20 protein-coding genes and 1 tRNA gene are annotated in these 23,871 nt (G+C 71.9%); 12 read left to right on the top strand and 9 right to left on the bottom strand.

Annotated elements, in window-relative coordinates; all coding sequences use genetic code 11:
* Window positions 1-552: 552 nt before the first annotated feature.
* The 3 genes from ACFYP5_RS24620 to ACFYP5_RS24610 all read right to left on the bottom strand — a co-directional run bounded on the left by ACFYP5_RS24620 (window position 553) and on the right by ACFYP5_RS24610 (window position 4,294).
* Entirely contained in the window at window positions 553-2,034 is a 1,482-nt protein-coding gene (locus ACFYP5_RS24620; protein WP_389039758.1) for a cellulose binding domain-containing protein, read from the bottom strand.
* A gap of 131 nt (window positions 2,035-2,165) precedes the next feature.
* Complete coding sequence (locus ACFYP5_RS24615; protein ID WP_389039756.1) at window positions 2,166-3,578, bottom strand: ATP-binding protein; 1,413 nt, start codon at window positions 3,576-3,578, stop codon at window positions 2,166-2,168.
* Window positions 3,575-4,294: a response regulator transcription factor gene (locus ACFYP5_RS24610; protein ID WP_389039753.1), complete on the bottom strand. Its 720-nt coding sequence runs from the start codon at window positions 4,292-4,294 to the stop codon at window positions 3,575-3,577. The genes ACFYP5_RS24615 and ACFYP5_RS24610 overlap by 4 nt, the downstream gene beginning before the upstream one ends.
* A gap of 89 nt (window positions 4,295-4,383) precedes the next feature.
* Between ACFYP5_RS24610 and ACFYP5_RS24605 the strand changes: the two genes are divergently transcribed.
* On the top strand, window positions 4,384-4,923 hold the full coding sequence (locus ACFYP5_RS24605) for a hypothetical protein (protein ID WP_389039751.1): 540 nt from the start codon (window positions 4,384-4,386) through the stop codon (window positions 4,921-4,923).
* A gap of 11 nt (window positions 4,924-4,934) precedes the next feature.
* Here ACFYP5_RS24605 and ACFYP5_RS24600 read toward each other — a convergent pair whose 3' ends face one another.
* On the bottom strand, window positions 4,935-5,837 hold the full coding sequence (locus ACFYP5_RS24600; protein ID WP_389039749.1) for a spermidine synthase: 903 nt from the start codon (window positions 5,835-5,837) through the stop codon (window positions 4,935-4,937).
* An 89-nt stretch (window positions 5,838-5,926) separates the two neighbouring features.
* Window positions 5,927-6,409, bottom strand: coding sequence for a hypothetical protein (locus ACFYP5_RS24595; RefSeq protein ID WP_389039887.1), 483 nt, complete (start codon window positions 6,407-6,409; stop codon window positions 5,927-5,929).
* 243 nt (window positions 6,410-6,652) lie between these two features.
* Between ACFYP5_RS24595 and ACFYP5_RS24590 the strand changes: the two genes are divergently transcribed.
* Window positions 6,653-8,038, top strand: a complete 1,386-nt coding sequence (locus ACFYP5_RS24590; protein ID WP_389039745.1) for a tetratricopeptide repeat protein — start codon at window positions 6,653-6,655, stop codon at window positions 8,036-8,038.
* A 186-nt stretch (window positions 8,039-8,224) separates the two neighbouring features.
* On the opposite strand, the gene ACFYP5_RS24585 is transcribed toward ACFYP5_RS24590, so the two are convergent.
* The gene (locus tag ACFYP5_RS24585) at window positions 8,225-8,821 is read right to left on the bottom strand and encodes a histidine phosphatase family protein (protein WP_389039743.1); all 597 of its coding nucleotides are present in this window, start codon (window positions 8,819-8,821) and stop codon (window positions 8,225-8,227) included.
* A gap of 247 nt (window positions 8,822-9,068) precedes the next feature.
* Here ACFYP5_RS24585 and ACFYP5_RS24580 point away from each other — a divergent pair, with 247 nt between their 5' ends.
* The 7 genes from ACFYP5_RS24580 to ACFYP5_RS24550 all read left to right on the top strand — a co-directional run bounded on the left by ACFYP5_RS24580 (window position 9,069) and on the right by ACFYP5_RS24550 (window position 15,732).
* Window positions 9,069-9,998 carry a phosphatase PAP2 family protein gene (locus ACFYP5_RS24580; RefSeq protein WP_389039742.1) on the top strand — a complete coding sequence of 310 codons (930 nt, stop codon included), beginning with the start codon at window positions 9,069-9,071 and terminating at the stop codon, window positions 9,996-9,998.
* Window positions 9,898-11,094, top strand: a complete 1,197-nt coding sequence (locus ACFYP5_RS24575; protein WP_389039739.1) for a hypothetical protein — start codon at window positions 9,898-9,900, stop codon at window positions 11,092-11,094. Before ACFYP5_RS24580 ends, ACFYP5_RS24575 begins: the two co-directional genes overlap by 101 nt.
* Window positions 11,085-12,692, top strand: a complete 1,608-nt coding sequence (locus ACFYP5_RS24570; protein ID WP_389039736.1) for a hypothetical protein — start codon at window positions 11,085-11,087, stop codon at window positions 12,690-12,692. The genes ACFYP5_RS24575 and ACFYP5_RS24570 overlap by 10 nt, the downstream gene beginning before the upstream one ends.
* A complete protein-coding gene (locus tag ACFYP5_RS24565; RefSeq protein WP_389039734.1) occupies window positions 12,689-14,023 on the top strand; it encodes an AAA domain-containing protein in 1,335 nt (444 codons plus the stop codon). Before ACFYP5_RS24570 ends, ACFYP5_RS24565 begins: the two co-directional genes overlap by 4 nt.
* A 389-nt stretch (window positions 14,024-14,412) precedes the next feature.
* Window positions 14,413-14,754 carry a hypothetical protein gene (locus ACFYP5_RS24560; protein WP_030970908.1) on the top strand — a complete coding sequence of 114 codons (342 nt, stop codon included), beginning with the start codon at window positions 14,413-14,415 and terminating at the stop codon, window positions 14,752-14,754.
* A 149-nt stretch (window positions 14,755-14,903) separates the two neighbouring features.
* Window positions 14,904-15,668 carry a hypothetical protein gene (locus ACFYP5_RS24555; RefSeq protein ID WP_389039731.1) on the top strand — a complete coding sequence of 255 codons (765 nt, stop codon included), beginning with the start codon at window positions 14,904-14,906 and terminating at the stop codon, window positions 15,666-15,668.
* Window positions 15,659-15,732 (top strand) — tRNA-Lys (locus ACFYP5_RS24550). The genes ACFYP5_RS24555 and ACFYP5_RS24550 overlap by 10 nt, the downstream gene beginning before the upstream one ends.
* 62 nt (window positions 15,733-15,794) lie before the next feature.
* Here ACFYP5_RS24550 and ACFYP5_RS24545 read toward each other — a convergent pair.
* The gene (locus ACFYP5_RS24545; RefSeq protein ID WP_389039729.1) at window positions 15,795-17,009 is read right to left on the bottom strand and encodes a M6 family metalloprotease domain-containing protein; all 1,215 of its coding nucleotides are present in this window, start codon (window positions 17,007-17,009) and stop codon (window positions 15,795-15,797) included.
* Between the two features lie 435 nt (window positions 17,010-17,444).
* Here ACFYP5_RS24545 and ACFYP5_RS24540 point away from each other — a divergent pair, with 435 nt between their 5' ends.
* On the top strand, window positions 17,445-19,391 hold the full coding sequence (locus ACFYP5_RS24540; protein ID WP_389039728.1) for a putative bifunctional diguanylate cyclase/phosphodiesterase: 1,947 nt from the start codon (window positions 17,445-17,447) through the stop codon (window positions 19,389-19,391).
* 279 nt (window positions 19,392-19,670) lie between these two features.
* Here ACFYP5_RS24540 and ACFYP5_RS24535 read toward each other — a convergent pair whose 3' ends face one another.
* Together ACFYP5_RS24535 and ACFYP5_RS24530 are read right to left on the bottom strand one after the other, a co-directional pair.
* On the bottom strand, window positions 19,671-20,744 hold the full coding sequence (locus tag ACFYP5_RS24535) for an LLM class flavin-dependent oxidoreductase (protein WP_389039725.1): 1,074 nt from the start codon (window positions 20,742-20,744) through the stop codon (window positions 19,671-19,673).
* 93 nt (window positions 20,745-20,837) lie between these two features.
* A complete protein-coding gene (locus tag ACFYP5_RS24530) occupies window positions 20,838-21,578 on the bottom strand; it encodes a decarboxylase (RefSeq protein WP_389039723.1) in 741 nt (246 codons plus the stop codon).
* A gap of 163 nt (window positions 21,579-21,741) precedes the next feature.
* Between ACFYP5_RS24530 and ACFYP5_RS24525 the strand changes: the two genes are divergently transcribed.
* The gene (locus ACFYP5_RS24525) at window positions 21,742-22,701 is read left to right on the top strand and encodes a D-2-hydroxyacid dehydrogenase (protein WP_389039720.1); all 960 of its coding nucleotides are present in this window, start codon (window positions 21,742-21,744) and stop codon (window positions 22,699-22,701) included.
* A 256-nt stretch (window positions 22,702-22,957) separates the two neighbouring features.
* Entirely contained in the window at window positions 22,958-23,860 is a 903-nt protein-coding gene (gene ehuB / locus ACFYP5_RS24520) for an ectoine/hydroxyectoine ABC transporter substrate-binding protein EhuB (RefSeq protein ID WP_389039718.1), read from the top strand.
* The last annotated feature ends 11 nt before the right edge of the window (window positions 23,861-23,871 follow it).

Raw genomic sequence — 23,871 nt, 5'->3', positions numbered from 1 at the left:
GGGTCCCGGCGGAAGCAGACCGGTCGCGCTGTTTTCGTGTGCACCATCGGGCCGGTTCGGCCACGGCTGGACTTTGCTCGTCCGCCCACCGGAAGGTGAACAGGGTGCGGAGCCAGAGGGTGCGTTGGGCCGCATCCGCGTTCTCCCTCCGAACCGTACCGCCGAGGTGAAAGGGCGGACCTGTGGCCCAGCTGTCGCCGAGGTGGGTGGGATCAGGCCGTGCGCAGCCGGGTCGGCGTGGTCTCCGGTCCGGTCCGGGCCGCCCGGCCGGCCGCCTCCGCGTCGCCCGCCACGATGCGGCGGGGGGCGGGGCTGGACACGTCCGTGCTGACGGCAGCGATTCCGGCGGTGCTCCCTGCGGTTGACCGGAAGGTGTGACCGGGCGGTCGCGCGGACCGCGGTCGCCGGACGGGCCGGGAGATCAGGCCCGTCCGGCGACCGGGGACGGAACGGTTCGCCAAGGAAAAGGGGGCGCACCCCGGCCGGATGTGGGGGGTGTGGGGCCGGCCGGGATGCGCTCGGGGGGGTGGCGGTCTGTGGGGTGGAGAGAAGCTACTTGTACGCGCCGAACGCCTTCGTGAAGGCGAGCGGCTCCTGCACGATCGAGCTGCACGACGCATCCGCCGACGGCTTCGCCCCGCCGGCGCACGCCTTGTCCCGCGTGCCCGACCACATCGCCAGCCGGCCAAGCCCCTTCTCCTGGGCGAACTCCACCAACTGCGTGGCGTCCTCGACCTTGAAGATCTCGGTGCTGACGTCGTTCACACCGATCATCGGGGTGACGGCCACGGCCTTCCACGCCGCCGCGTCCGACAGTCCGAGCACGCCCTTGATCTGGGCCTGCGTCGCGGTCGCCGCCTGGATCGCGTACGAGCCCATGTCACCGCTGTACGAGGCGCCGTAGTCCATCGCCATGATGTTGACGGCGCCGACCTTCACGCCGCTCTTCTTCGCGTCGGCGATCAGGTCCACGCCCGGCTGGGTGAGGCCCTCGGGCATCACCGGCAGGGTGAAGGACACATCGAGGTCCGGGTGGGACTTCTGGAGCTGTGCGATCGCCTGGGCGCGGCGGGAGTTGGCCGCCGCGTCGGGCAGCGCGCCGCCTTCGATGTCGAAGTCGACCTTGGTGAGCTTGTACGTGTCTATGACCTTGCCGTACGCGCCGGCGAGGTCGGCGGCGGAGGTGCAGTTGAGGGCCAGTTCGGAGCCTGCCGCGCCGCCGAAGGAGACCCGGACGTCGCCGCCCTTGGCGCGCAGCGCGCCGATCTGGGAGGCGACGTGGTCGTCGCCGAGAGCGGTGACGCCGCCCCAGAGCGGGGCGCAGCTGCTGCCGGAGGTGATGAAGGCGAGGTTGAACTCCTTCACCCCGGTCCGGGTCGCGGTGTCGACCAGGTCGTACGCCGGGTAGAGGGAGGTGTCGACGTACGGGGCGAAGCCGGCGCCGCCCGCCGTACCGCCGCCTCCCTCGGGCGCGGTGGGTGTCGGGGTGGGTGTGGGGGTCGCCGTGGCGGTCTGCGTGGGCTTGGCCGTGGGGGTGGCCGTGGGAGTCGGGGTCGCGGTCTCGGTCGGGCGTCCGCTGGGCTCCGGCGTCGCTCCGGTGTCGACCGAGCACTTGGCATCGTTGATCAGGCAGCCGGTCGGGTCCGCCGCCGTGCCGTCCGAGGTGGTGACGAAGCCGACGGTGGCCGACTTGCCGGGTGCCAGCTCCTTGTTCCACCCGGCGGGCTTCACGGTGACGTGGTTGCCGCTGACGGTGTGTTCGCCGTTCCAGAGGGAGCTGATCCTCGTGCCCGCGGGCAGGTCGAATTCGAGTGTCCAGTCCGTCTGGACCTTGTCGGTGTCGTTGGTGACGACGTACTGCCCGGTGTAGCCGCCCGTCCAGCCGCTGGTCCTGGTGTACGCGGCGCCAACCGAAGCGGCCTGTGCGGTGCCCGTGAGGGCGAAGACCGCGGAGCCGATCACCGCCGCGGCGACAACGGCGCCGATCGCCTTGGTCCGGGTGCTCGCCGTGCGCCGGTGCGTACTGGTGCCCATTGCGTGCCTGCCTCTGTCGTACGGGGGGTGTGGGTGCGGGAGCACGTTAGCGGCCCCGAAACCGGCAAATGGGGTGCACCGGGCACGAGTTGATGTTCTTAGGGTTCGCTTAAGGGACGCATCGGTGCTGGTTAAGACCGGCCCGCCGACAGGAGGCGGCGGCGCTGCCGGCCGACCCGGTGGCGGCGGCCGCCCTGCCCGGGCCCACGCCCGTCGAGCCAGATCCAGATGCGGACCTCCGTGCCGCCGAGCACCGACCGCCCGATCCGCACATCGCCACCGGTGGACTCCGCGACGCGGCGGACGATGTCGAGCCCGAGCCCGGTCGAGCCCACCGAGGCCCGTACCCCACCGCTACCGCCGCGCGCCAGTGCCGCCTTGGGGTCCGCTATGCCGCCGCCCGCGTCCGAGACCAGCACGATCACGGCATCGCCGCTGTGGTGCACGTCGACGGCGAAGGCGGTGCCCTCCGGGGTGTGCCGGAAGACATTGCCGAGCAACGCATCCAGCGCGGCGACGAGTTCGGGCCGGGCGACGGGGATGCGTACCGTACGGTCCACTCCCGCGAGGCGCACCTCGCGCCCCTCGTCCTCGGCGAGCGCCGACCAGAAGTCCATCCGCTCGCGGATCACCTCTGATGCATCGCAGCCGGCCCCGGGCCCACTGTTCAGTCCCTGGGTCTGCGGGCGCTGTTCGCGGGCGGTGCGGATGATCGTGTCGACCTCGTGCTCCAGCTGCTCGACGGCGGCCCGGGTCTGCTCGGCGGCCGGGCCCTCGCCGAGCGATGCGGCGTTGAGACGCAGGACGGTGAGCGGGGTGCGCAGCCGGTGCGAGAGGTCGGCGGCCAGTTCCCGTTCGTTGGCGAGGAGCTGGACGACCTGGTCGGCCATGGAGTTGAACGCGACGGCGGCGGAACGCAGCTCGGTCGGCCCCTCCTCGCGGACCCTGGTCCCCAGCCTGCCCTCCCCCAGGTCGTGGGCGGCTCCCGCCAGCCGCTGGGCGGGCTTCACCATGCGTACGCCGAGCCGGTCGGCGACCGCGACCGAGCCGACGATCAGCGCGATGCCCACGCCCGCCAGCATCAGCCAGGCGGTGGCGACCCCGTTGGACTCCTCGCCCTCGGGTACGAACACCTCGACGACGGCGATGCCCCCGGACCCCAGGGCGGTCGGCTGAAGCAGTGCGGAACCGCCGGTGACCTCGCTGATCGAGGCGCGCCCCGAAGTACGTACGGTCTCCACGTCCTTGCGGGTGGCGCGCCGGGTGCCGATCTCCACCGGCCGGCTGTCCGACTCCTCGGAGGCGGGGACGTGGACGGCCATCCGGCCTTCGCCGCCCGGCTCGGTGGTGAGGACGGCCGTCTCCAGTTCGGCCCGGTCGGTGGTGATGGACAGGGTCGGACCGATCGTGGCGGCCTGCCGCTCGGCGTCGGAGAAGGCCCGGTCGCGGGCCATCTCCTTGATGACGAGGCCGAGCGGTACGGCGAAGGCGATGACGACCATCGCGGTGACGGCCAGGCAGACCTTGACCAGGGCCCATCTCATACGGGCTGCTCCGGGTCGGGCCGTTGCACCGCGGGCGGCTGGAGTTTCACTCCGACGCCGCGCAGGGTGTGCAGATAGCGCGGCCTGGCCGCCGTCTCCCCCAGCTTCCGTCGCAGCCAGGAGAGATGGACGTCGATGGTCTGGTCGTCGCCGTACGACTGCTGCCACACCTCGGCCAGGAGTTCCTTGCGCGGGACGACGACCCCGGGACGCCCGGCGAGGAACGTCAGCAGATCGAACTCGCGGCGGGTGAGGTCGAGCGCGGTGCCGTCCAGTTCGGCCTGGCGGCGCAGCGGATCGATGGAGAGTCCGCCGACCTGGATGACACTCGGCGGCGGCGCCTCCCCCCCGGCGGCGCGCGAACGGCGCAGCACGGCGGTCATCCGCGCCGACAGGTGTTCCACCGAGAACGGCTTGATCAGGTAGTCGTCGGCGCCGTCGTTCAGCAGCCGGACTATCTCGCTCTCGTCGTCCCGCGCGGTCGCGATGATCACGGGTACGTCGGTGATGCCGCGGAGCATCTTCAGCGCCTCGGATCCGTCGAGGTCGGGCAGACCGAGATCGAGGATGACCACATCGAATCGGAAGTGGGCGACTTCGCGCAGCGCTTCCAGCGCGGTACCGACGCTCCGTACCGTATGGGAGGCCTCGGTCAGGTGCCGGATGAGGGCGGAACGTACGAACTGGTCGTCCTCGACCACGAGCACACTTGGCATGGGCGGCACCGTACGCCATCGACCGGCCCGCGGTCCTGTCCGTGGGCGTACGGGGACACCACGGGGCCCTGTGGTGCAGGATGTGCCGGATGCAACGAGGACTCGTACACGCGCTCGCGTGGTCGCTCGCCACCGGCGCTGCGGTCACGCTGTCGTGGTGGGGCGTGCACACGGTGATGGCGGGGACTGCTTACGACCCGCCGCGCGCGGTGCCCATATCCGCGAGCGCCCGTGACAGCCACAGCGGGGCGGACGCGCTGTCGTCCTCGACGAGGCGCCCGCAGTCGTCGCCGGCGCCGACGCCGAGCAGCACCCCTCGTACCGCCCCGAAGCCGTCCGCGACCCCGCCCCGGCAACCGTCCCGCACCCCGTCGAGCAGCCCCGCGCCCTCGCGCCCGCCCAAACCCTCCGGCACGGTCAAGAGCTACCCGACGGACGGCGGACGGGTCGTCTTCGAGATCGGCGCCGACTGGGCGAAGCTCGTCTCGGCCACACCGGATCCGGGCTGGTCGATGCGGGTCTGGACGAACACGACCTGGATCCGGGTGAATTTCACCACCGATGACGGGACGACGGTGTCGGTCTTCTGCACCTGGAACGACCATCCGCCGATGGTCGAGATCGTCTGATCACCGGCCGCTCACTCGAAGGCGGACGGCGGAGGCGCGGGTGACGGACGCGCGTCCGCATCGCTCACCGCCGCCGCGCCACCGGTGAAGTCGGCGAGCTCCTTGCCGTGTTCGACACGTCCGGGGTGCGGGTCGGTGGCGACCCGGCGGGTCAGCTCGGCGACCTTGAGCGGGAGCGCCGAGGCGAGCAGCACGGCGTTGCCGAAGCGGCGGCCGCGCAGCACGGCCGGATCGGCGGCGAGTGCCAGCTCGGGGAAGACGGTGGCGGCGGTGGCGATCTGGCCGCGCAGATGGGCCAGCGGCGGACCGTCGGCGAGGTTGGCCACATACTGCCCGGCGGGCTTCAGTACCCGGCGCACGTCGGTGAGGAACTCGGCGCTGGTGAGGTGGGCGGGCGTACGGGCTCCGCCGAAGACATCGGCGATGACGAGATCCGCCCAGTCGTCCGGGATCTTCCCGAGTCCGGCACGGGCGTCGGTGGAGCGGACCCTGATTCGGGCCTGCGGGTCCAACGGCAGCTCCCGGCGCACCAGTTGGACGAGCGCCGCGTCCAACTCGACGACCTGCTGGGTGGAGCGCGGCCGGGTCGCTGCGACGTACCGGGCGAGGGTGAAGGCGCCGCCGCCCAGGTGCACGACGTGCAGGGGCCGGCCTTCGGGGGCGGCCAGATCGGCGATGTGGCCGATCCGGCGCTGGTAGGCGAAGGAGAGATGCGAGGGGTCGTCGAGGTCGACGTGGGACTGCGGGGCGCCGTCGAGGGTCAGTGTCCAGGCGTGCGGCCGCTCCCGGTCGGGTATCAGCTCGGCGAGACCGCCGTCGACGGTCTCGGAGAGGCTCTCCGGCTTGCGGTCGGACTTGCGGTCCGCTCGTTTGCGGGCGCCCGCGCCACCGCTCGACGCACCTCGACGTGCCACTGACGCTCGTCCCTACCCACTGCTCGTCGCCCGGGCCGGTGCAGGACCGGCAGCGGCGGGGGAAACCCGCCCACCTGGCCATTATGGGCTCAGCAGCAGTTGTCGGCCGCCTCGATCAGCCGGGCCGCCTGGTCGAGTGCGGCACGCAGCGCGGCCGGGTCGGTGACCTGCGCGTCGGCGGCGGGCGGCAGCAGCCAGCCGCTGCCGGAGACCGGCGGCTCGGCGGGGATGCGCAGCCCGCGGCCGTTCGTCTTCGTACAGGCGCTGCCCGGCACGTCCCAGGCGTCGGCGGTGCCCGGCGGCACCAGGAAGCCGAGGGTGTCGCAGGCGCCGTCGTGCAGGACCGGGCCGACGGCCTCCTGAGCGGCGCCGCGGCGCAGGATGTCCACGGCCTCCAGGCCCTGGCGGGCCGGAACGGTCACCAGATCACAGGGGCCGCCGACGGCGGTGCCGGTGGGATCGCACTCCGTCGTTCCGGCATCGGCTTTCGCCGTACGGGTGGTGGCAGTACTGGTCGTCGCCGTTCGGGACGCCGAAGTCGTCCGCGAGCCGGCCTCCGTGCCGAGATGCAACAAGGGACCTCTCCTCTCATCGCCGGGCGGAGCCAGACTCCGTCTCCGCATGGACCAACGCGTCGACTACGTCAAGGGCTACGGTGCGGCACCGCCGCAAAGGGTGGCAGTTCATGGCGGATCGTGGGTGAGATATCCGTTTTGTAGGCAAACGCTGCGTGTGTGACCCGTCACAGCAGGTACGTTCTTGCCCCGCCGGACACCGGAATCAGGCGCCCGGCTTGCACCAGAGAGGGCCCAGCCATGGTGTCGACAGGGACAGTTCCCAACCTCGCTTTCCGGCGGCTGCGCGGACCGCGCTCCGCCGGGGAGTTCGCTGCCGCGGTACGCAGGTCCGCCCGCGAGATCGGCGAGCAGGTCGCGTGCGACGCCCGGTACATCGGGCGCGTGGAGTCCGGCGAGATCCGCTGTCCCAACTACGCCTACGAACGGGTCTTCCTGCACATGTTCCCCGGGGCGACCCTGGCGGATCTGGGCTTCTCGGCGCGTGAGTCCGTACGCGGCCGGGCGGCGAGAACCACCGGCAACGCCCCCGACCGCCCTGACGGTCCTGATACCCCCCCACCCCCACCCCCCACGCTCCAGAGCGACACCGACGAGGAGAGCGACGTGCTGCGTCGCGTATTCATGACGAGCGGCACCACCGCGATGGCGGCCGCATCCCTGGGCCTGGGCCTCGGCACCACGAACATCGCCGCCGCTGCCCTGCCCGTCCAACGGCGAGTAGGCGAGGCCGAGGTGACGGCCGTCGAGAAGGCGGTACGGCAGATCCGGCTGCTGGACGACCGGCACGGCGGCGGCGGCCTCTACCGGCGGGCCGCGCAGCCGCTGCGGGCCGCTTACGCGCTGCTGGACGAAGGGACCATCACCCGCCGGTCCACCTCCGACCGGCTGCACGCCGGGGCCGGCGAACTGGCCATCTCGGTGGGGTGGCTGGCGCATGACTCGGGACGCTTCGACGACGCCCGCTCGCACTACGCGGAGGCGCTGGCCACGGCTCGGGTGGCCGGGGACCCGGCGCTGGAGGCGCATGCGTTCTGCAATGCGTCGTTCCTGGCGAGGGACACGGGACGGCCCCGTGAGGCGGTACGCGCGGCGGAGGCCGGGCAGCGGGCGGCGGAACCACTGGGTTCACCGCGGCTGCTGGCACTGCTCGCGCTGCGGGAGGCAGGGGGCCGGGCAGGGCTGGGCGACCGGAGCGGTTGCGAACGGGCGCTGGGGCGGGCGCACACGGCGTTCGGCCGTGGGGCGTCCGATGCCGACCCGGAGTGGATGACGTTCTTCCGGGAGGCGGAGCTGGAGATGCTGGAGGCGCAGTGCTGGTCGGCGCTGGGCGACTGGCCGCGGGCGGCCCGCCATGCACGGCGGGCCACGCAGCTCCAGGATCCCCACTTCACCCGGAACCTGGCGTTGTACCGCGCCGAGCTGACGACGGACCTGGCCCGGGCCGGGGCCTCGGCGGAGGCGGCCACGGCGGGGCAGCAGGTGCTGGACCTGCTGACCCAGGTCCAGTCCTCCCGCATCCGGGCGATGCTGGCGGCGGCGGTGCAGGTGCTGCGGGCGCAGCGGGGTTCACCGGAGGTGACGGAGTTCCTGGAGCGGTACGGAGATGTGGGGGCGGAGGTGTAGGGCGGGGTGCCGTCCGGTTGCCCCTTACGCCACGCGCATCCGGAACCGGTGCACCGGTTCCGTTCTCGATCGCCGGCGGGCCGAATCCGGCCGCGCGGGACGGGACGGGCGACGGTCACCTCACCCGCGGGCCACGGTTCGGGACCGGTGGTCGAGGGCACCACGCGGCCGGGTGCGGGCAGGACCTCACCGGTCCAGGTGGCCCGTGTCGTTCCAGCGTTCGAGGGCCGGTGCACCGTATGCCCATCCGAGCACCGAGAGCGACGTCGGGTCCAGACGGATGCGGGACGCGAAGGACACGTCCTCGCCCAGCCAGCGCGCCCCCAGCGCCCGCAGGATGTGACCGTGCGCGAAGACCAGCACGTCACGTTCGGCCGAGCGCGCCCACTCGACGATCTCGTCCGCACGGGCGGACAGCTCGGACAGGGTCTCGCCGTCCGGTACCCCGTCGCGCCAGATGAACCAGCCCGGCCGGATCGCCTGGATCTCAGCCGGTGTCATGCCCTCGTACGCCCCGTAGTCCCACTCCATGAGCGCGTCCCACGGCTGTGCCCGGTCCGCGAAGCCCGCTATGTCGCAGGTCTCCCGGGCACGGACGAGCGGGCTGGTGCGGACCTCCAGGCCCGGCAGGTCCGCCCACGGCCCGCGGTGCAGCCGCTCGCCCAGCAGCTTGGCGCCCGCGCGGCCCGCGTCGAGCAGAGGAATGTCGGTCCTGCCGGTGTGATTGCCCTTGACGGACCATTCCGTCTGGCCGTGCCGGGCGAGCAGGATACGCGGTGCCATGACGGCTCTCCCTGAATCTTGGTACGGAGAAAACGACAACAGGGACGGGTGATCCGCCTTTTCCATCATCGCTCACGCGTCCGGCAGGCAACCTCCGGGGCCGAACAGGCGTCCCCTTCCCCGCGGAGAAATCTCCGTACGAACCGGGGCATCCGCAGGGGTACCCCGGGGGAAAACGCGGCCGATCCGCGCCGTACGGTTGAACGGCCGCCCTCGGTCGCATGAACACATGATGGAGAGCTTCCGAATGCCGCTTGCCACCGCGCCCGCGCCGAGCCAACGGCCCCGTTGGTGGGCCGAGCTGCCGCTGATCGCGGTCGTGTACGCGCTCTACTCGGTGGGCCGGCTGCTGGTCCGCAGCGATGTGTCGACCGCTGTGGACCACGGCCTGCGAATACTTCATCTGGAGAAGACACTCTTCCTCAACGCCGAGCACCCGCTCAACCGGCTGATGACCTCGCACCCGTCCATCGGCATACCCGCCGACTTCGCTTACGCCTCACTGCACTACCTGGTCACCCCGGCCGTCCTGATCTGGATCTACCGGCGCCGCGCCGCCGTGTACCGCAGCGCCCGCACCTGGTTGATGACCTCCACGCTGCTCGGCCTGATCGGCTTCGCGCTGCTGCCGACCTGCCCGCCCCGGCTGCTGCACGCCACGCACGGCTTCGTCGACACGATGGCCCAGTACAGCTCGTACGGCTGGTGGGGCACCGAGGCGAGCGCGCCGCGCGGGATGGGCTGGATGACCAACCAGTACGCCGCGATGCCGAGTCTGCACGTCGGCTGGGCGCTTTGGTGCGGGGTCCTGCTCTGGCGTCACGCGCGGCACCCGCTGGTCCGCGCGGCGGGCGTCATGTACCCGCTGGTCACCACGATCGTCGTGATGGGCACGGCCAACCACTACTTCCTCGACGCGGTCGCGGGCGCTGCCGTGATGACCGTCGGAGCGCTGCTGGCCGGGCCGGTCATGCGGCTCGCCGACCGGGCGCAGGCCGCGGTACAGGCCCGGTTCGCACCGGCCGATCCGGCCACGAAGTCCCCGATTGTCAGTGCCGGATGCAAGACTTCCGCGGGTGAGCGAATCCCCGGCCAGCGGACCTCCTCCGCAGACTCCACCGATGACGCAGCATCGGGCGACGCCGCAGACGACGGCGCTCCGGCAGCGGCTCGCTGAGCTGCGCGGTCCGGCCGTCGCCCCGCATCCGCTCGATGCCCGCGCGCTGGCCGCTCTCGCCACGAACCCCGGCTGCAAGCGGCGCGCCCTGCTGGACGGCGCCGGGGTGGACAAGGCCGCGCTGGCTACGGCGCTCGGCTCCCCCGCCGCGTTCGGCCAGTCGCAGTTCGCGTTCATGCGGGGCAACGCCTTCGAGGCGAAGGTCAAGGCCGACGGCGGTACGGAGCTGATGCGGCTGCTGCACGAGCGTCTCGGCGGCGGCGAGCCGCCGCGCCAGGTCCTGGTACCGGATCTGACGGCGGCCGGCCCCGAGGGGCGCGCGGCCCGTACGGCGCTGGCGCTGCGGGAGGCGACGGGCGCGGGCGGCTGGGCGCTGCTCGACCATCCGATGCTGGCCCTGGAGGTGGCGGGCTCGCCGGCCTATCTGGAGCCGGACGCGGTGGTCGTGCACCCCGACGGCCGGTGGACCGTTGTGGAGATCAAGTCGTTCCCCATGATCGACAGTTCCGCGGACGCGGCGAAGGTCGGCGCGGCGGCCCGGCAGTCCGCGGTGTACGTCCTGGCGCTGGAGCGGATCGCGGCGGTCACGCAGGGTGCGGAGGTCGGCCACCGGGTGCTGCTGGTCTGCCCGAAGGACTTCTCCAACCTGCCGACGGCGTCGGTGGTGGACGTGCGCAAGCAGCGCGCCGTCACCCGCCGACAGCTGACCCGGCTGACCCGGATCGAGGAGATCGCGGCGGCCCTGCCCGACGGCACCACCTTCGATCCGGCGTGTTCGCCGCAGGAGCTGACGGCCGCGGTCGAATCGGTCACGGCGGCGTACGCACCGGAGTGCCTGGCCGCCTGTGAACTGGCCTTCCACTGCCGGGCCAAGGCACGCTCGGCCGGGGCGGTCCAGGCGCTGGGCCGGAGCGTCCGGGGCGAGCTCGGAGGTCTGACGACGGTCACCGATGTGCTGGCCGCGGCCGCGGGCAAGGAGGGCGACCCGGCGGATCCGGCGGTCGCGGCCCTGCGCCGCGCGGCGGCCCTGCGCGCGGAGGCGCTGGAAAGAGCGACCATCACGGCGGCTCCGGAGGACGGAACGGTATGTCGCTGATCAGCACCCTGGCCCGGCTCGAGGCCGTGGAGAGCGGGCGGGCCCAGCCGGTGGCCACCGTTCTGCACCGCCATCTCACCGGCCGGCCGCTCGTCCTCGTACCACTGACCACCGCCGGTGAGGCGGGCGCACCGCTCGGTGCGCTCGTGGGAACCGACCGGGACGCGCCGCGGCTGCTGACCGTTGCCCAGCCGCGCGACCGTGACCTGCGGTTCGCGTTCCTCGCCGACCTGGCCGAGGCGGTCCTGCCCCACATCGAGTCGTACGCGGACGTGGTCGAGCCCGCCGAGCGCAACGAGACCGATCCCGAGACCGGCAAGAAGGTCAAGGTCGAGGTCGAGCTGTGCACGGACGCGCCGCAGTTGATCGTGCCGAGCCGGGCGGGTATCGACTTCGTACGGCTGCTGGGCCGTTCCATGCGGTTCCGGCGCACCGCCGAGGACGATCCGGACACCCCGTACCCTGCCCCGGCCCGTGTCCCGCTGCTCGGCCGCTGGCTGACGCACTACGGGGAGCGGGCCCGGGTGCCGGGCTCCTCGCTGCTCCTCGCCGCGACCGATCTGCTGAACCGGCACTGGGCGACCGGACAGTCCACGCTGGAGGACCAGCATCTGGGGGCACTGCTCGCCTGGATCGACCCTCCGGCGGGCGAGTCCGGGGCCGAGGCCGCGCTCCGGGCCGAGCTGGAGCGTGACGGCGGCGGCCAGCTGGTGTGCCCGCCGGCCGGTCCGGCCACGGACCCGGCGTTCGACAACCGGCTGCTCGCACCCGCGATCGAGAAGTACGACCGGGCGCGCACGGCACTCGCGGCGGCCGAGGACGGGCTCGCGGCCGACGCCCGGCTCGCCGAACTGACAGCGGCCGAGCGGGAGATCGGATCACTGCTCGCCGGCGTGCTGCGGCCGACCTGGGATGCCGTGTGGCGGGGGCTGGACCTGATGGCGCAGCTGCCGCCCGGGTCCAGGTCCGAGGACCGCTGGACCCGGGACCGCTGGTCGTTCACCGGCCACCGGGACCGGGTGCGGTCCGGCGAACCGCCCCAGCCGCGCCGGGACGACGCGGTGACGGCAGCCCAGAAGCTGGCGTCCCGGGAGACGGCGCAGGCGCAACTGGAGGCCCAGGAGGCGCTGGACGATCCGCTGGTGCTGGCGGGGCGGCGGCTGGCCGGCGAGGCGTTCGTCGGGGAGGTGACGGAGGTGGTGATGGCGTACAGCGAGTCGAAGCGGCCGTCGCCGCGCCCGCTGGTCACGGTCCGGACCGACGAACGCCCGCACCTCGGTGAGCGGACGAAGGTGTACCGCTCGCTGGACGGCAGGCCGCAGACGGCCGAGTTCGTGGCGTACGCCTCCGAGGACTCCGCCGGACCGGACGAGGCTCTGCTCGTGCTGCGGATCACCGACCGGATGGGCCGGAGCAAGGAGCCGGCTTCGGGTTCGCTGCCGGAGCCCGGCGACCGGATCGCGTGGACGCTGTTCGAGCACGACCAGCGCGGCGGCCCGAAGCTGCCGGACCCGGAGGACACTCCCTGGACGCACGGCGGTCCGCCGGGCGGCGCCGCCGAGACCCCCGACCCCGTGACCGCGGAGGACCTTCTGTGACAGCCGTATTCGACCCGGGCGCGGCGGCGGGACGGGCAACCACCGCGATCCTGGACGACACGCTGCACGGCACGGCACGCGGCATCGTGGTGGACTCTCCGCCGGGCGCGGGCAAGTCGACGCTCGTGGTACGCGCCGCCCTCGAACTGGCGGCCGCCGGGCGCCCGTTGATGGTGGTCGCACAGACCAACGCCCAGGTCGACGACCTGGTGGTGCGGCTGGCCGAGAAGGACCCGGGGCTGCCGGTCGGAAGGCTGCACAGCAATGACTCGGACCCGTACGACAAGGTGCTGGACGGTCTGGCCAACGTACGGAAGTCGGCAAAGGCGGCGGACCTGGCCGGACTTGACGTCGTCATCTCGACGGCCGCCAAGTGGGCGCATGTGAAGAACGTCGAGCCGTGGGGGCACGCGATCGTCGACGAGGCGTACCAGATGCGCTCGGACGCGCTGCTGGCCGTCGCCGGGCTCTTCGAACGGGCGCTGTTCGTCGGCGATCCCGGCCAGCTGGACCCGTTCTCGATCGTCGGCGCGGACCAGTGGGCGGGGTTGTCGTACGACCCGTCGGCGAGCGCGGTCTCCACCCTGCTGGCGCACAACCCGGAGTTGCCGCAGCACCGGCTGCCGGTGTCGTGGCGGCTGCCCGCGTCGGCGGCGCCGCTGGTCTCGGACGCGTTCTACCCGTACACCCCGTTCCGCAGCGGCACGGACCACGGCGACCGGCGACTGTCGTTCGGTGTCGCGTCGGACGGCTCCGCCCCGGACCGGGTGCTGGACGAGGCCGCCGAGTCCGGCTGGGGCCTGCTCGGACTTCCGGCCCGGCACACCCCGCGCACGGATCCGGAGGCGGTGCGGGCGGTGGCCCTGGTGGTGCGCCGTCTGCTGGACCGGGGCGGTGCGGCGACGAGCGAACGCTCCCCCGAGCCCGCCGCGGTGACGGCGGACCGGGTCGCGGTCGGCACGGCCCACCGCGACCAGGCCGCGGCGGTACGGGCGGCGCTCGCGGAGCTCGGTGTGACGGGTGTGGCGGTGGACACGGCGAACCGGCTCCAGGGCCGCGAATTCGATGTGACGGTGGTCCTGCACCCGCTGTCCGGCCGCCCGGACGCCACGGCGTTCCACCTGGAGACGGGCCGGCTGTGCGTCCTGGCCTCGCGGCACCGCCATGCCTGCATCGTGGTCTGTCGCGAAGGCGTCGCCGACCTGCTGGACGAACATCCGTCGACGGAACCGGTCCAACTGGGTGTCACGGTGAAATTCCCCGACGGCTGGGAGGCTAACCACGCGGTCCTGGCACATCTCGCGGAACACCGGGTGCGGTGGGCGCCGTGACGCCGGTGCGGTGCGGTGCGCGCAGTGACGCCGGTGCGGTGCGCGCCGTGACGCGGCCGGTGCGGTGCGCGCAGTGACGCCGGTGCGGTGCGCGCCGTGACGCGGCCGGTGCGGTGCGGGCAGTGACGCCGGTGCGGTGCGCGCCGTGACGCGGCGCGTGCGGTGACATCCGCCACATCACCGGCGTGGCATCCGTCACGTCGCCGGTGCGATGGCGTCCGTAACGTCGCCGGGCCGTGGGCGATGGGCCACCGTGGGGCGCGCGTCGCGCCCGGAGGTGTGTTGGTGCGCACCCCCGCGCACTGATCCCGTGCACCGCCCCGAAGCGCACTTGCGGCGGGTTGGACAATAGAGGGTGGCCGTCGGGCCCACCGAAGGAGGAACACCACATGGCACAACCCGAGCGGAACGAGCGGCAGCGGCTGCGCCCCGCGCCCCTGCTCTTCGAGCCGTCGGCGGCGGTCGCCGATCCCGAGCACTTCTTCGACCTGGAGTCGATGGACGACCCGAAGGAGATGCTGGACCGCGCCACCGAGCTGACCCTGGCGTTCCGCGCCGCGACCGACCGCGCGGTCGAGTTCCAGGCGATCGCCGCTGCGCAGCTGGCCGACCCGCGCCGGTTCGACCGGCTGACCACCGCGGACATCGCGGAGCGCGCGGAGTGGACCGAGGACTACGCGAAGAAGATGGTCGAATTCGGCCGGAGCCTGCTGGGCGGCGCCAGACCGTGACGCCGGAGCGTCCGGCCCTTGCCCGGAGCTGACTCCGGGTACAGCCGCTGGCATATGCCCGCGGGCAAGATACTCCTCCCCCCACCACCCTGTCCCGATTTCCGGCAACTCTTGGAATCCGGACCGTCACTCCCGGTAGACCAGTGCACATGAGTGCATGGCTGCCAGACCAATCGACCCTGTACCCCGGCACCGGGTCCCACCACAGCGTCGACATCTTCGCCGCCCTGCGGGACCAGACCGGGGACCGGACCGGACCCCATGCCGGGTCCCGGACCGGGAATCCAGCCGGGCATCAGACCGCGCAGGTCACCGCGGCGGGCGCCGCCTGGCTCGCCGGCGCCACGGCCTATCCGCGCTCCACGCTCACCCAGTGGCAGGCCCACCCCGGCTCCCCCGGCGTGCTGCCGTGCGGCACTGCGTTCGACGTGGTCAATGTGCCCGTGCTCTTCGGGCGGCGGATGCTGGAGCACCTGTGGGCCGACGGGCCCGGCTCGGGCCCGGTCGCCTCACACCGCGGTCGGATGCTGCTGTTCGCCGCTCCCGGGACCGCCCAGCGGCTGCCGTCGCTGCTCGACTGGGAGGAGTGGGGCGGCCGCCCCGAGCCGGTGACGGAACACGGCCCGCAGGCGCCCGGAGGGCCGGACGACCAGGCGAACAGGTTCCCGCCGCTGCTCTGTCACGGCACCGGTGACGCGGTGACCGTCCCGCCCCTGGCCTGCGGTTCCACCTCTCCCGGGCCCCGGTGGGTGGTCGCCCCCGACACCCGTCACCCGTGGCTTCCTGGCCCCGACGTACTCCTCTGGGCCTGTGTACGCGTGACCCGCTCCGCGCCCGCGCCGACGGCCCGGAATTCGATTTTTCCTCCCGCCGATCAGGATGCTAAGGTCTACGACGTCAGCAGGCGCCGCTAGCTCAGTTGGTTAGAGCAGCTGACTCTTAATCAGCGGGTCCGGGGTTCGAGTCCCTGGCGGCGCACAGACGGAAGAAGCCCCTCGCGCAAGCGGGGGGCTTCTTCGTTTCACCGCCGGACCGGTTGCTCACGTGCCGGTGGTGATCCTTACCGTCCACGCACCCGACGGTGTCCTGTCCGCGACCTCGACCCTGGTGTGCTCACCGGGAATGGTGTACGTCTCCCCGACCCGCAGCGGGGCGTCCGCGAGCGGCGGGTAGACCGACAGGTCCCAGCAGGCGTCGGTGTGCGGGTGGGTGTCGATGACCTGGATGGGCCCGCCGCCGGACGCCGTCCCGTTGCGGACCCGGTAGATCAGCACCCCTTCGCTGCAGGTCGACCGGTCGTTGCCGGTGGCGCTGCGGGCCTCCATCGCGACCACGCCGCCTTCCCCGGTCCTGATCACCGCGAGCCGCGTCCCGAGGGACGCGCCACGTGCCGGGGCGGCGGCCATCGACTCCAGGGTGATGTCCTGCTTGCGCTGGATGCACACCACCTGCCTGCGGTCCAGCCAGCCCAGCTTCCACTTCTGCCAGCCGAACAGATCCGGTGCGAGGCCGAACTGGCTGCCCATCACGTCCCAGTCGCCGACGTACGTGTCCCAGTCGCCCTTGCCGTCCGTCGGCCGGTGGTAGAGGTCCGGCAGGTCGAAGACATGCCCGGTCTCGTGGGCCAGCACGTTCCGGTCCGGCGGGTGCTGTTCGAAAACGGTGACGACACGTCTGATGTCCGCGCCGTCGGCGTGCAGCGGCTGGTCGAAGTTGACGACCTTGGTGGCATCGGAGTCGACGCCGGGGGCGTCCGGGTCGGCGACCAGATAGACGATGTCGTACTTCGAGAAGTCGACCTGGTCGTCGGCTGCGGCAATGGCGTCACGCAGATACTCGCTGCGCCGGCCGTCGTCCCAGTCACGCTTTATCCCGTACGCGGTGGAGCTCCGGGGCATCTGGATCCAGTGCTTCAGCGGGTGCGGGCGCAGGGTGAACTTCCCGTACGAGGCGTGCTGGAAGAACTGGGTGGTGGCGGGGAAGTAGTCGGCGGTCAGCTCGGCGGGGGTGGTGACGGGGCGGGCGTCGGTGAAGGAGAGGAAGATCATGACCGCATCGAGCGCGTGGTCGGGGCGCGGGTAGGCGTCGTTCCAGTCACCCACTCCCAGCGAGTGGTGCACTTCAGTCCGGGGCAGGGCGCACGGGCCGGCCGCACCGGTGGCGGCCACGGCCGGACCTGCGACAAGAGAGATGGCGGCGAGCGCCAGTAGCGCGATCAGCCCTGCCAGCACTCCACGCGGACTCGGCCTCTCCACTCCCGCGAGTCTGCGCTTATGCGGCACATCGACCTCCGGGTGCGGGATGCGGGACTCGCAACCCAGCCTGTGCCGGTTTGGTGTGGTATGCCCTGTTGTGCTGCCCCACTCGGGTAAGCGGACCGCCACCCGGTGCCTTTTCACGGACAGTCATAATCGATCACCGCAACTGCGCAAGACGGACTCAAGATCGACTGGAGAGAACAGAGCCGCGCAGAAACAATCAGTCCTGGGCAAACCGGATCGGCGCGCGAGTGGTCCATGCGGGGCGATCCGCGGGCCCCGAACGGGAACGGAGCTGGAACGGGCCGGACGACAACCTCTATGCTTCACCACGCTTTCCTGCGTGATTTCCGCCCCGACAGCGGCACTCCACGCGGCGGGCCCAGTCCGACCACATCTGTTCAGGACAGAACTGCACGGCGGGAGCAAGCGGTGAGCGAAACCTCCGAAGGGCCGAGGCCCCCGGCAGGCGCAGCGCCCCCTACCGCGCGACCGCCGGTCACGGAGCGTCATACGGATCCCGCGACGGCACGAGCCGGAAACGGGGCCGCGGACGGGATCGCGGAGAGGGCCGGAGACGGCCTCGCAGACGGAACCGCCGACGGCATCGGCAAGTCCGAGCCGGTCGGCCGCGGCACCGACTACCGGGCCGCCTTCCGGGCCGCCATCCTCCCGATGGCCGTCGTCGACCACGAAGGCCTGATCCTCACCGCCAACGACGCCCTCGGCGCGCTGCTCGGCGCCGCCCCCACGGCGCTGACCGCGCAGTCCGCGTCCGATCTGCTCGACGTCTCGTCGGACGGCCGCACCTGGCATGCGTACCGCGAGGTGCTGCGCGGCCGGCGCTCCCGGTTCCGCTGCACACGCAGGCTCAAACACCCCGACGGGCGCTCGCTGTGGGCCGAGATCACCGTCGCACCGATGCCGCAGACACCACCCGGTTCCTCCACCGGTTCCTGTCCCGTACTGCTCTCCGTCGCCGACATCAGCGACCGGCGCGAGCTGCAGAAGCGGCTGCGCCACCTCCAGATGCACGATCCGGTGACCCGGCTGCCCAACCGGACGCTGTTCTTCGAACGCCTCTCCGCCGCCCTGGAGACCCCGCCGGACCAGGACGGTCCCCGGCGGCACGGCCGGATCGGGCTCTGCTACCTCGACCTGGACGGGTTCAAGGCCGTCAACGACACGATGGGCCACCGGGTCGGCGACCGGCTGCTCGCCGCCGTCGCCGCCAGACTCACCGACTGCGCCGAACAGGAGAACCAGCACCGCACCGGCGCCTCACTCGTGGCGCGCCTCGGCGGCGACGAGTTCGCGATCCTCGTCGAGGAGTCCGCCGGTACGCAGCAGCTCACCGATCTCGCCCGCGTGGTGCTCACCGCCCTGCAGAAGCCGTTCGACCTGGCCGGGCAGCGGCTGGCCGTATCGGCGTCGATCGGCGTGGTGGAGCGCGCCGTGGCCGGCACCTCGGCGACCGGTCTGATGCAGGCCGCCGACACCACGCTGTACTGGGCGAAGGCGGACGGGAAGGCCCGCTGGACACTCTTCGACCCCGAGCGCAACGCTCACCGGATGACGCGGCAGGCGCTCTCGTCCACGCTGCGGCCCGCTGTCGAGCGCGGCGAGTTCACCATCGAGTACCAGCCGCTGGTCGGGATGGCGGACGGGGTCGTACGCGGGGTGGAGGCCCTGGTCCGCTGGAACCACCCGCAGTTCGGCATGCTCTCGCCGAACCGGTTCGTCGCGATCGCCGAGGAGGACGGTTCGATCGTCCAGCTCGGCCGGTGGGTACTGCACTCGGCGTGCCGCCAGGCCCGACGGTGGCAGCTGGACCATCCGACCGAGCCGCCGCTGTTCATCAGCGTCAATGTCGCGGTACGGCAGGTCTGGGACTCGGACCTGGTGACCGATGTCGCGGAGATCCTCGCCGAGACCGGCCTGGCACCCGGACTGCTGCAGCTCGAACTGACCGAGTCCGCGGTGATGGGCTCGGCGGGCCGCCCGCTGGAAGCGCTCCAGGCGCTCAGCGACATGGGCGTCCGGATCGCCATCGACGACTTCGGGACCGGCTACTCGAACCTCGCCTATCTGAGCCGGCTGCCGGTGTCCGTGCTGAAGCTGGACGGCTCGTTCGTGCGTGGCTTCCGTTACGACGACGGCGCGCACCCCAGCCCCGCCGACGAGACGATCGTCGAGGCGATGGTGCAACTGGCGCACCGGCTGGGCCTGACGGTCACCGCGGAGTGCGTGGAGACCGCGGGCCAGGCGGAGCGACTGCGCCGGATCGGCTGCGACACCGGCCAGGGCTGGCTCTACTCACGAGCGGTGGCCCCGGAACGCATCGCGGAACTGATCGGCGCCAGATCCCTGCAACGCTGAGCACCCTGCGACACCCCGAGCCCACCCGGCGAACCAGGACCTCCGCCGGCCCACCCGCCCACATCAAGCCCGCCCGGCAAACCCATCCCTCGCCCGTCCGCCAAAACCAAGCCCGCCCGGCGCTTGAGGGCATCTGTCAGCCCGCCCGGCGCTTGAGGGCATCTGTCAGCCCGCCCGGCGCTTGAGGGCATCTGTCAGCCCGCCCGGCGCTTGAGGGCATCTGTCAGCCCGTCCGGCGCTTGAGGACGAAGCGGTCAGGCGGACGAACCCGCACAACCCTCAGCCGCGCAACCCATACGCATCCGCGATCAACTCGTAACTCCGCACCCGCGCCCCACCCCCATGCGCATTGGCAGTGATCATCAGCTCGTCCGCACCGGTCCGCTTGGCCAGGTCGTCCAGCCCGGAGCGGACCTCGTCCGCCGTTCCGTGGATGACGTTGCCGAGCCAGCCGTCGACGAACTCTCGCTCCATGGGGGTGAAGGCGTACGCCTCCGCCTCCTCAGGGGTCGGAATGAGACCGGGCCGGCCGGTGCGCAGGCGGACCATCGACAGCGCACCGGTCAGCACCTGGCGCCGGGCCTCGCGCTCCTCGTCGGCGGCCAGCGCCGAGACGCCGATCAGGGCGTACGGGGCGTCGAGCACCGCGGAAGGCTTGAACGACTCCCGGTACAGGTCGAGTGCCGGAATCGTGTTCTGCGCCGAGAAGTGGTGGGCGAAGGCGAACGGCAGGCCGAGGACACCGGCCAGCCTCGCGCTGAAGCCGGAGGAGCCGAGCAGCCAGATCGGCGGGCGGCCGGTGGGGCCCTGCACCGGGCCCGGGACCGCGTGGATGCGGGCGTACGGGTGGCCGTCGGGGAAGTCGTCGTCCAGGAACCGGGTCAGCTCGGCGAGCTGCTGCGGGAAGTCGTCGGCGCCCTCGTTCAGCCGGTCGGTGCGGCGCAGGGCGGCAGCGGTCGCGCCGTCCGTGCCGGGCGCGCGGCCGAGGCCCAGGTCGATGCGGCCGGGAGCCATGGCCTCAAGGGTGCCGAACTGTTCGGCGATGACGAGCGGGGCGTGGTTGGGCAGCATCACCCCGCCGGAGCCGAGCCGGAGCCGCTCGGTGTGGGCGGCGAGATGAGCGAGGATCACGGCCGGCGACGACGAGGCGACCCCGGGCATGGAGTGGTGTTCGGCGACCCAGAGGCGGTGGAACCCGCGGCGTTCGGCGAGCTGCGCGATGTCCACGCTGGTGCGGAGCGCCTGGGTCGCGGTGCGGCCCTGGCCCACGCTCACCAGGTCGAGCACCGAGAGCGGCACGGGGGCCGTCCCCTCGGCCCGGCCGCGAATGTCGTCGCCTCGGTTCTTGTCCACGTGAAGGCCTCTCCGGTGATGCGCTGGCGTCTGGACGCGTACGTCCGTGGGTGATTAACAGGAGGTTGTCTCCGTTTATTCCCCGGCCGGTCGCTACGCCACCGGGGCCGGCGGCGCTTCCCGGGTGGCGAAGAGCGTGCCCAGCTGCGGCGCCCAGGTACGGCGGCGGGCCAGCCGCAGCGCCTCGAACACCGCCACCTGGTTGGCGGTGAGAACCGGCTTCGCAAGCAGTTCTTCCAGTTCACAGATGTGCGCGGTGGTGTGCAGGGCGGCGTCCGGCAGCAGTACGGCGTCCGCGTCCGGGCGGTCCGCGGCGACGGCGAGCTCCTTCAGCCGGTCCGGACCCCACGCGGCGGCCTCGGCGGAGGAGGCGACGCCGCCGCTGTGCGTGGCGACCACGTCGATGCCCGCGGCGGCCAGGAACTCGCTGAAGAGCCGGGCGATCTCCTCGGGGTAGGTAGCGGCGACCGCGACGCGGGCGGCGCCCAGCGCCCGTACCGCCTGGACGAAGCCCAGCGACGCGCTGGAGGCGGGCAGCCCCGCCGCCCGGGCCAGGGAGGTGGTCTGCCCGTGGGCCCCCTCCCAGCCGTACACGAAGCTCCCGCCCGTGCTGGCCCAGACCACCGACTCGACGCCGGCGCGCCTCAGCTCCTCGATGCCTACGGCGAGGCGCTCGGGCTCCCCCAGCTCTCGCAAGGTGTCGGGGCGCCGGTCGTCCTCCCCGGGTTCGGTGCGGTTCACCACCAGTCTGATGGTGGTGTCGAGGATGACCTCCATCCGTGGGAACTCGTCCTCCGCGAAGTGGCCCGGGTAGAGGAATCCGACGGTCGTCATGTCCACCCTCCTGCACTGCTGGACCGGTGTACTGCCGCTGCTGCCTCTCCCTGCCCAGTATTCTCCTCGGCAGCCCTCGCCCACATTCCCGTTGACGGAGCCCTGCCGGGGTGCGAGCGTGGTCAATCCGCACATCTCAGACACAGCGGAGCCACCGTCTCTCATGCCAGAGCCCACCCTGCTCGTCCTGGACACCGACCCTTCGCCGCGTCTCGGCCGGCTGACCGGACGGGTCCGGATCCGGTACACGGACGAGGCCGGCCTCGCCGGACAACTGCCGCACGCCGATGCTCTGCTGGTGTGGGACTTCACGTCCGACGCGGTACGCGCCGCCTGGCCGGGCGACGGGCCGCGGCCCCGCTGGGTGCATACGGCGAGCGCGGGGGTGGACCGGCTGCTCTGCCCGGAGCTGGCCGCGTCCGACACCGTACTGACCAATGCGCGGGGTGTCTTCGAACGGCCGATCGCCGAGTACGTCCTGGGCCTGGTGCTGGCGTTCGCCAAGGACGTCCCCGGCACACTGGAGCTGCAGCGGGAGCGGCGGTGGCGTCACCGTGAATCACAGCAGGTCGCGGGCGGCCGCGCGGTGGTGGTCGGGGCCGGGCCGATCGGCCGGGAGATCACCCGACTGCTGATGGCGCTGGGGGTCCAGGTGGCACTCGTCGGGCGTACCGCGCGCCGCAGCATCCATGGCTCCGAGGATCTGGACCGGCTGGCGGCGCTCGCCGACTGGGTGGTCTGCGCGGCGCCGCTGACGGAGCGCACGCGCGGGATGTTCGACGCGCGGTTCTTCGGGCTGATGCAGCCGTCGGCCCGCTTCATCAATGTCGGGCGCGGGCCGATGGTCGTCGAGGAGGATCTGGCCGACTCGCTGCGCAGACGGTGGATCGCGGGCGCGGCGCTCGACGTGTTCGCGCACGAACCGCTGGATCCAGGAAGCGCGCTGTGGGACGTACCGGGGCTGATCGTGTCCCCGCACATGAGCGGCGACACCGTCGGCTGGCGGGACCGGTTGGGTGAGCAGTTCGTGGAGATGTACGAACTCTGGTCGGCCGGGAAGCCCTTGCCCAACGTGGTCGACAAGCGGCTCGGGTACGTCCCCGTCCGGGACGGGAGCGAGTGACCCCAACCGGGGTGGCCCGATGACCACTTCGGCCGCCCATGACGGACATCTCCACATGACGGCGAGTCATGGGGCTTTCCGCTCCGGGGTATACGCGCCGCACACCGGTCGTCGCGCTCTGCCCACATGGGGACACGGAAGGGTCACGCCCCAGTCACTGTTCAATTACATGCAGCCGCTTCCTGCATAGATGCACGGGATCGGGCAGGCGCTGCACCTGTCCGGACTGTTCGAACCCTCCAGGAGACTGCGAACCATGGCTGACTTCCCGCACCTGTCCCGTCGGGGCTTTCTCAACCGATCGGCGGCCGTAGGTGGTCTGCTCGTCGTGCCCGGTCTCCTCTCCGCGTGCAGCAAGACCGACGCCGGTTCCGCGGACGGCGCGGGGGCGCTCGAGACGCTCCGCAAGCAGGGGTTCGTCCGGGTCGCGTACGCCAATGAGGCCCCGTACGGCTACATGGAGGGCAAGCAGCTCAAGGGTGAGGCCCCCACCCTGCACCGGGAGATATTCAAGGCGCTCGGCGTCGACGAACTGAAGCCCACCCTCTCGGAGTGGGACGGCCTGATCCCCGGGCTGCAGGCGGGCAAGTACGACGTGGTCAGCGCCGGCATGGCGATCACGCCCGAGCGCTGCGCCAACGCCATCTTCTCCGAGCCCGAATTCATCTCGCCCACCGCGCTCATGGTGAAGAAGGGCAACCCGAAGAAGGTCACCGACCTGGCATCGGCGAAGGCCGCCGGGATCGTCGTCGGAGTGATGTCGGGTGCCGTCGAGGGTTCGTACGCCGAGGGGGCCGGCATCTCCAAGGACAGGATCAAGTCGCTCCAGAAGCCGCAGGACGGCGCCGACGCGGTCAAGGGCGGCCGGATCGACGCGTTCCTGCTCACCGGGATCTCGCTGCGCTGGCTGGCGAAGACCAATCCCGGCACCGAGGTCACCGACGCCTTTCTGCCGGAGCTCGACGGCAAGCGGCAGTACAGCCCCGGCGGCGCCGTCTTCCGGAAGGGCAACGAGGATCTGCGGGACGCCTTCAACCGTGAGCTGAAGAAGATCGTCTCGGACCGGTCACGCTACGTCAGCCTGCTCCAGGAGTACGGCTTCGGAGCCACCGAGCTGCCACCGACGACCCTGAAGACGGCCGATCTGTGCAAGGGCTGACAGGGACGGAC

Origin of the sequence: Streptomyces sp. NPDC005262 (genome assembly GCF_042872425.1) — a bacterium.
GTDB lineage: Bacteria > Actinomycetota > Actinomycetes > Streptomycetales > Streptomycetaceae > Streptomyces.
This window is presented reverse-complemented; position numbering and strand designations above follow the sequence as displayed.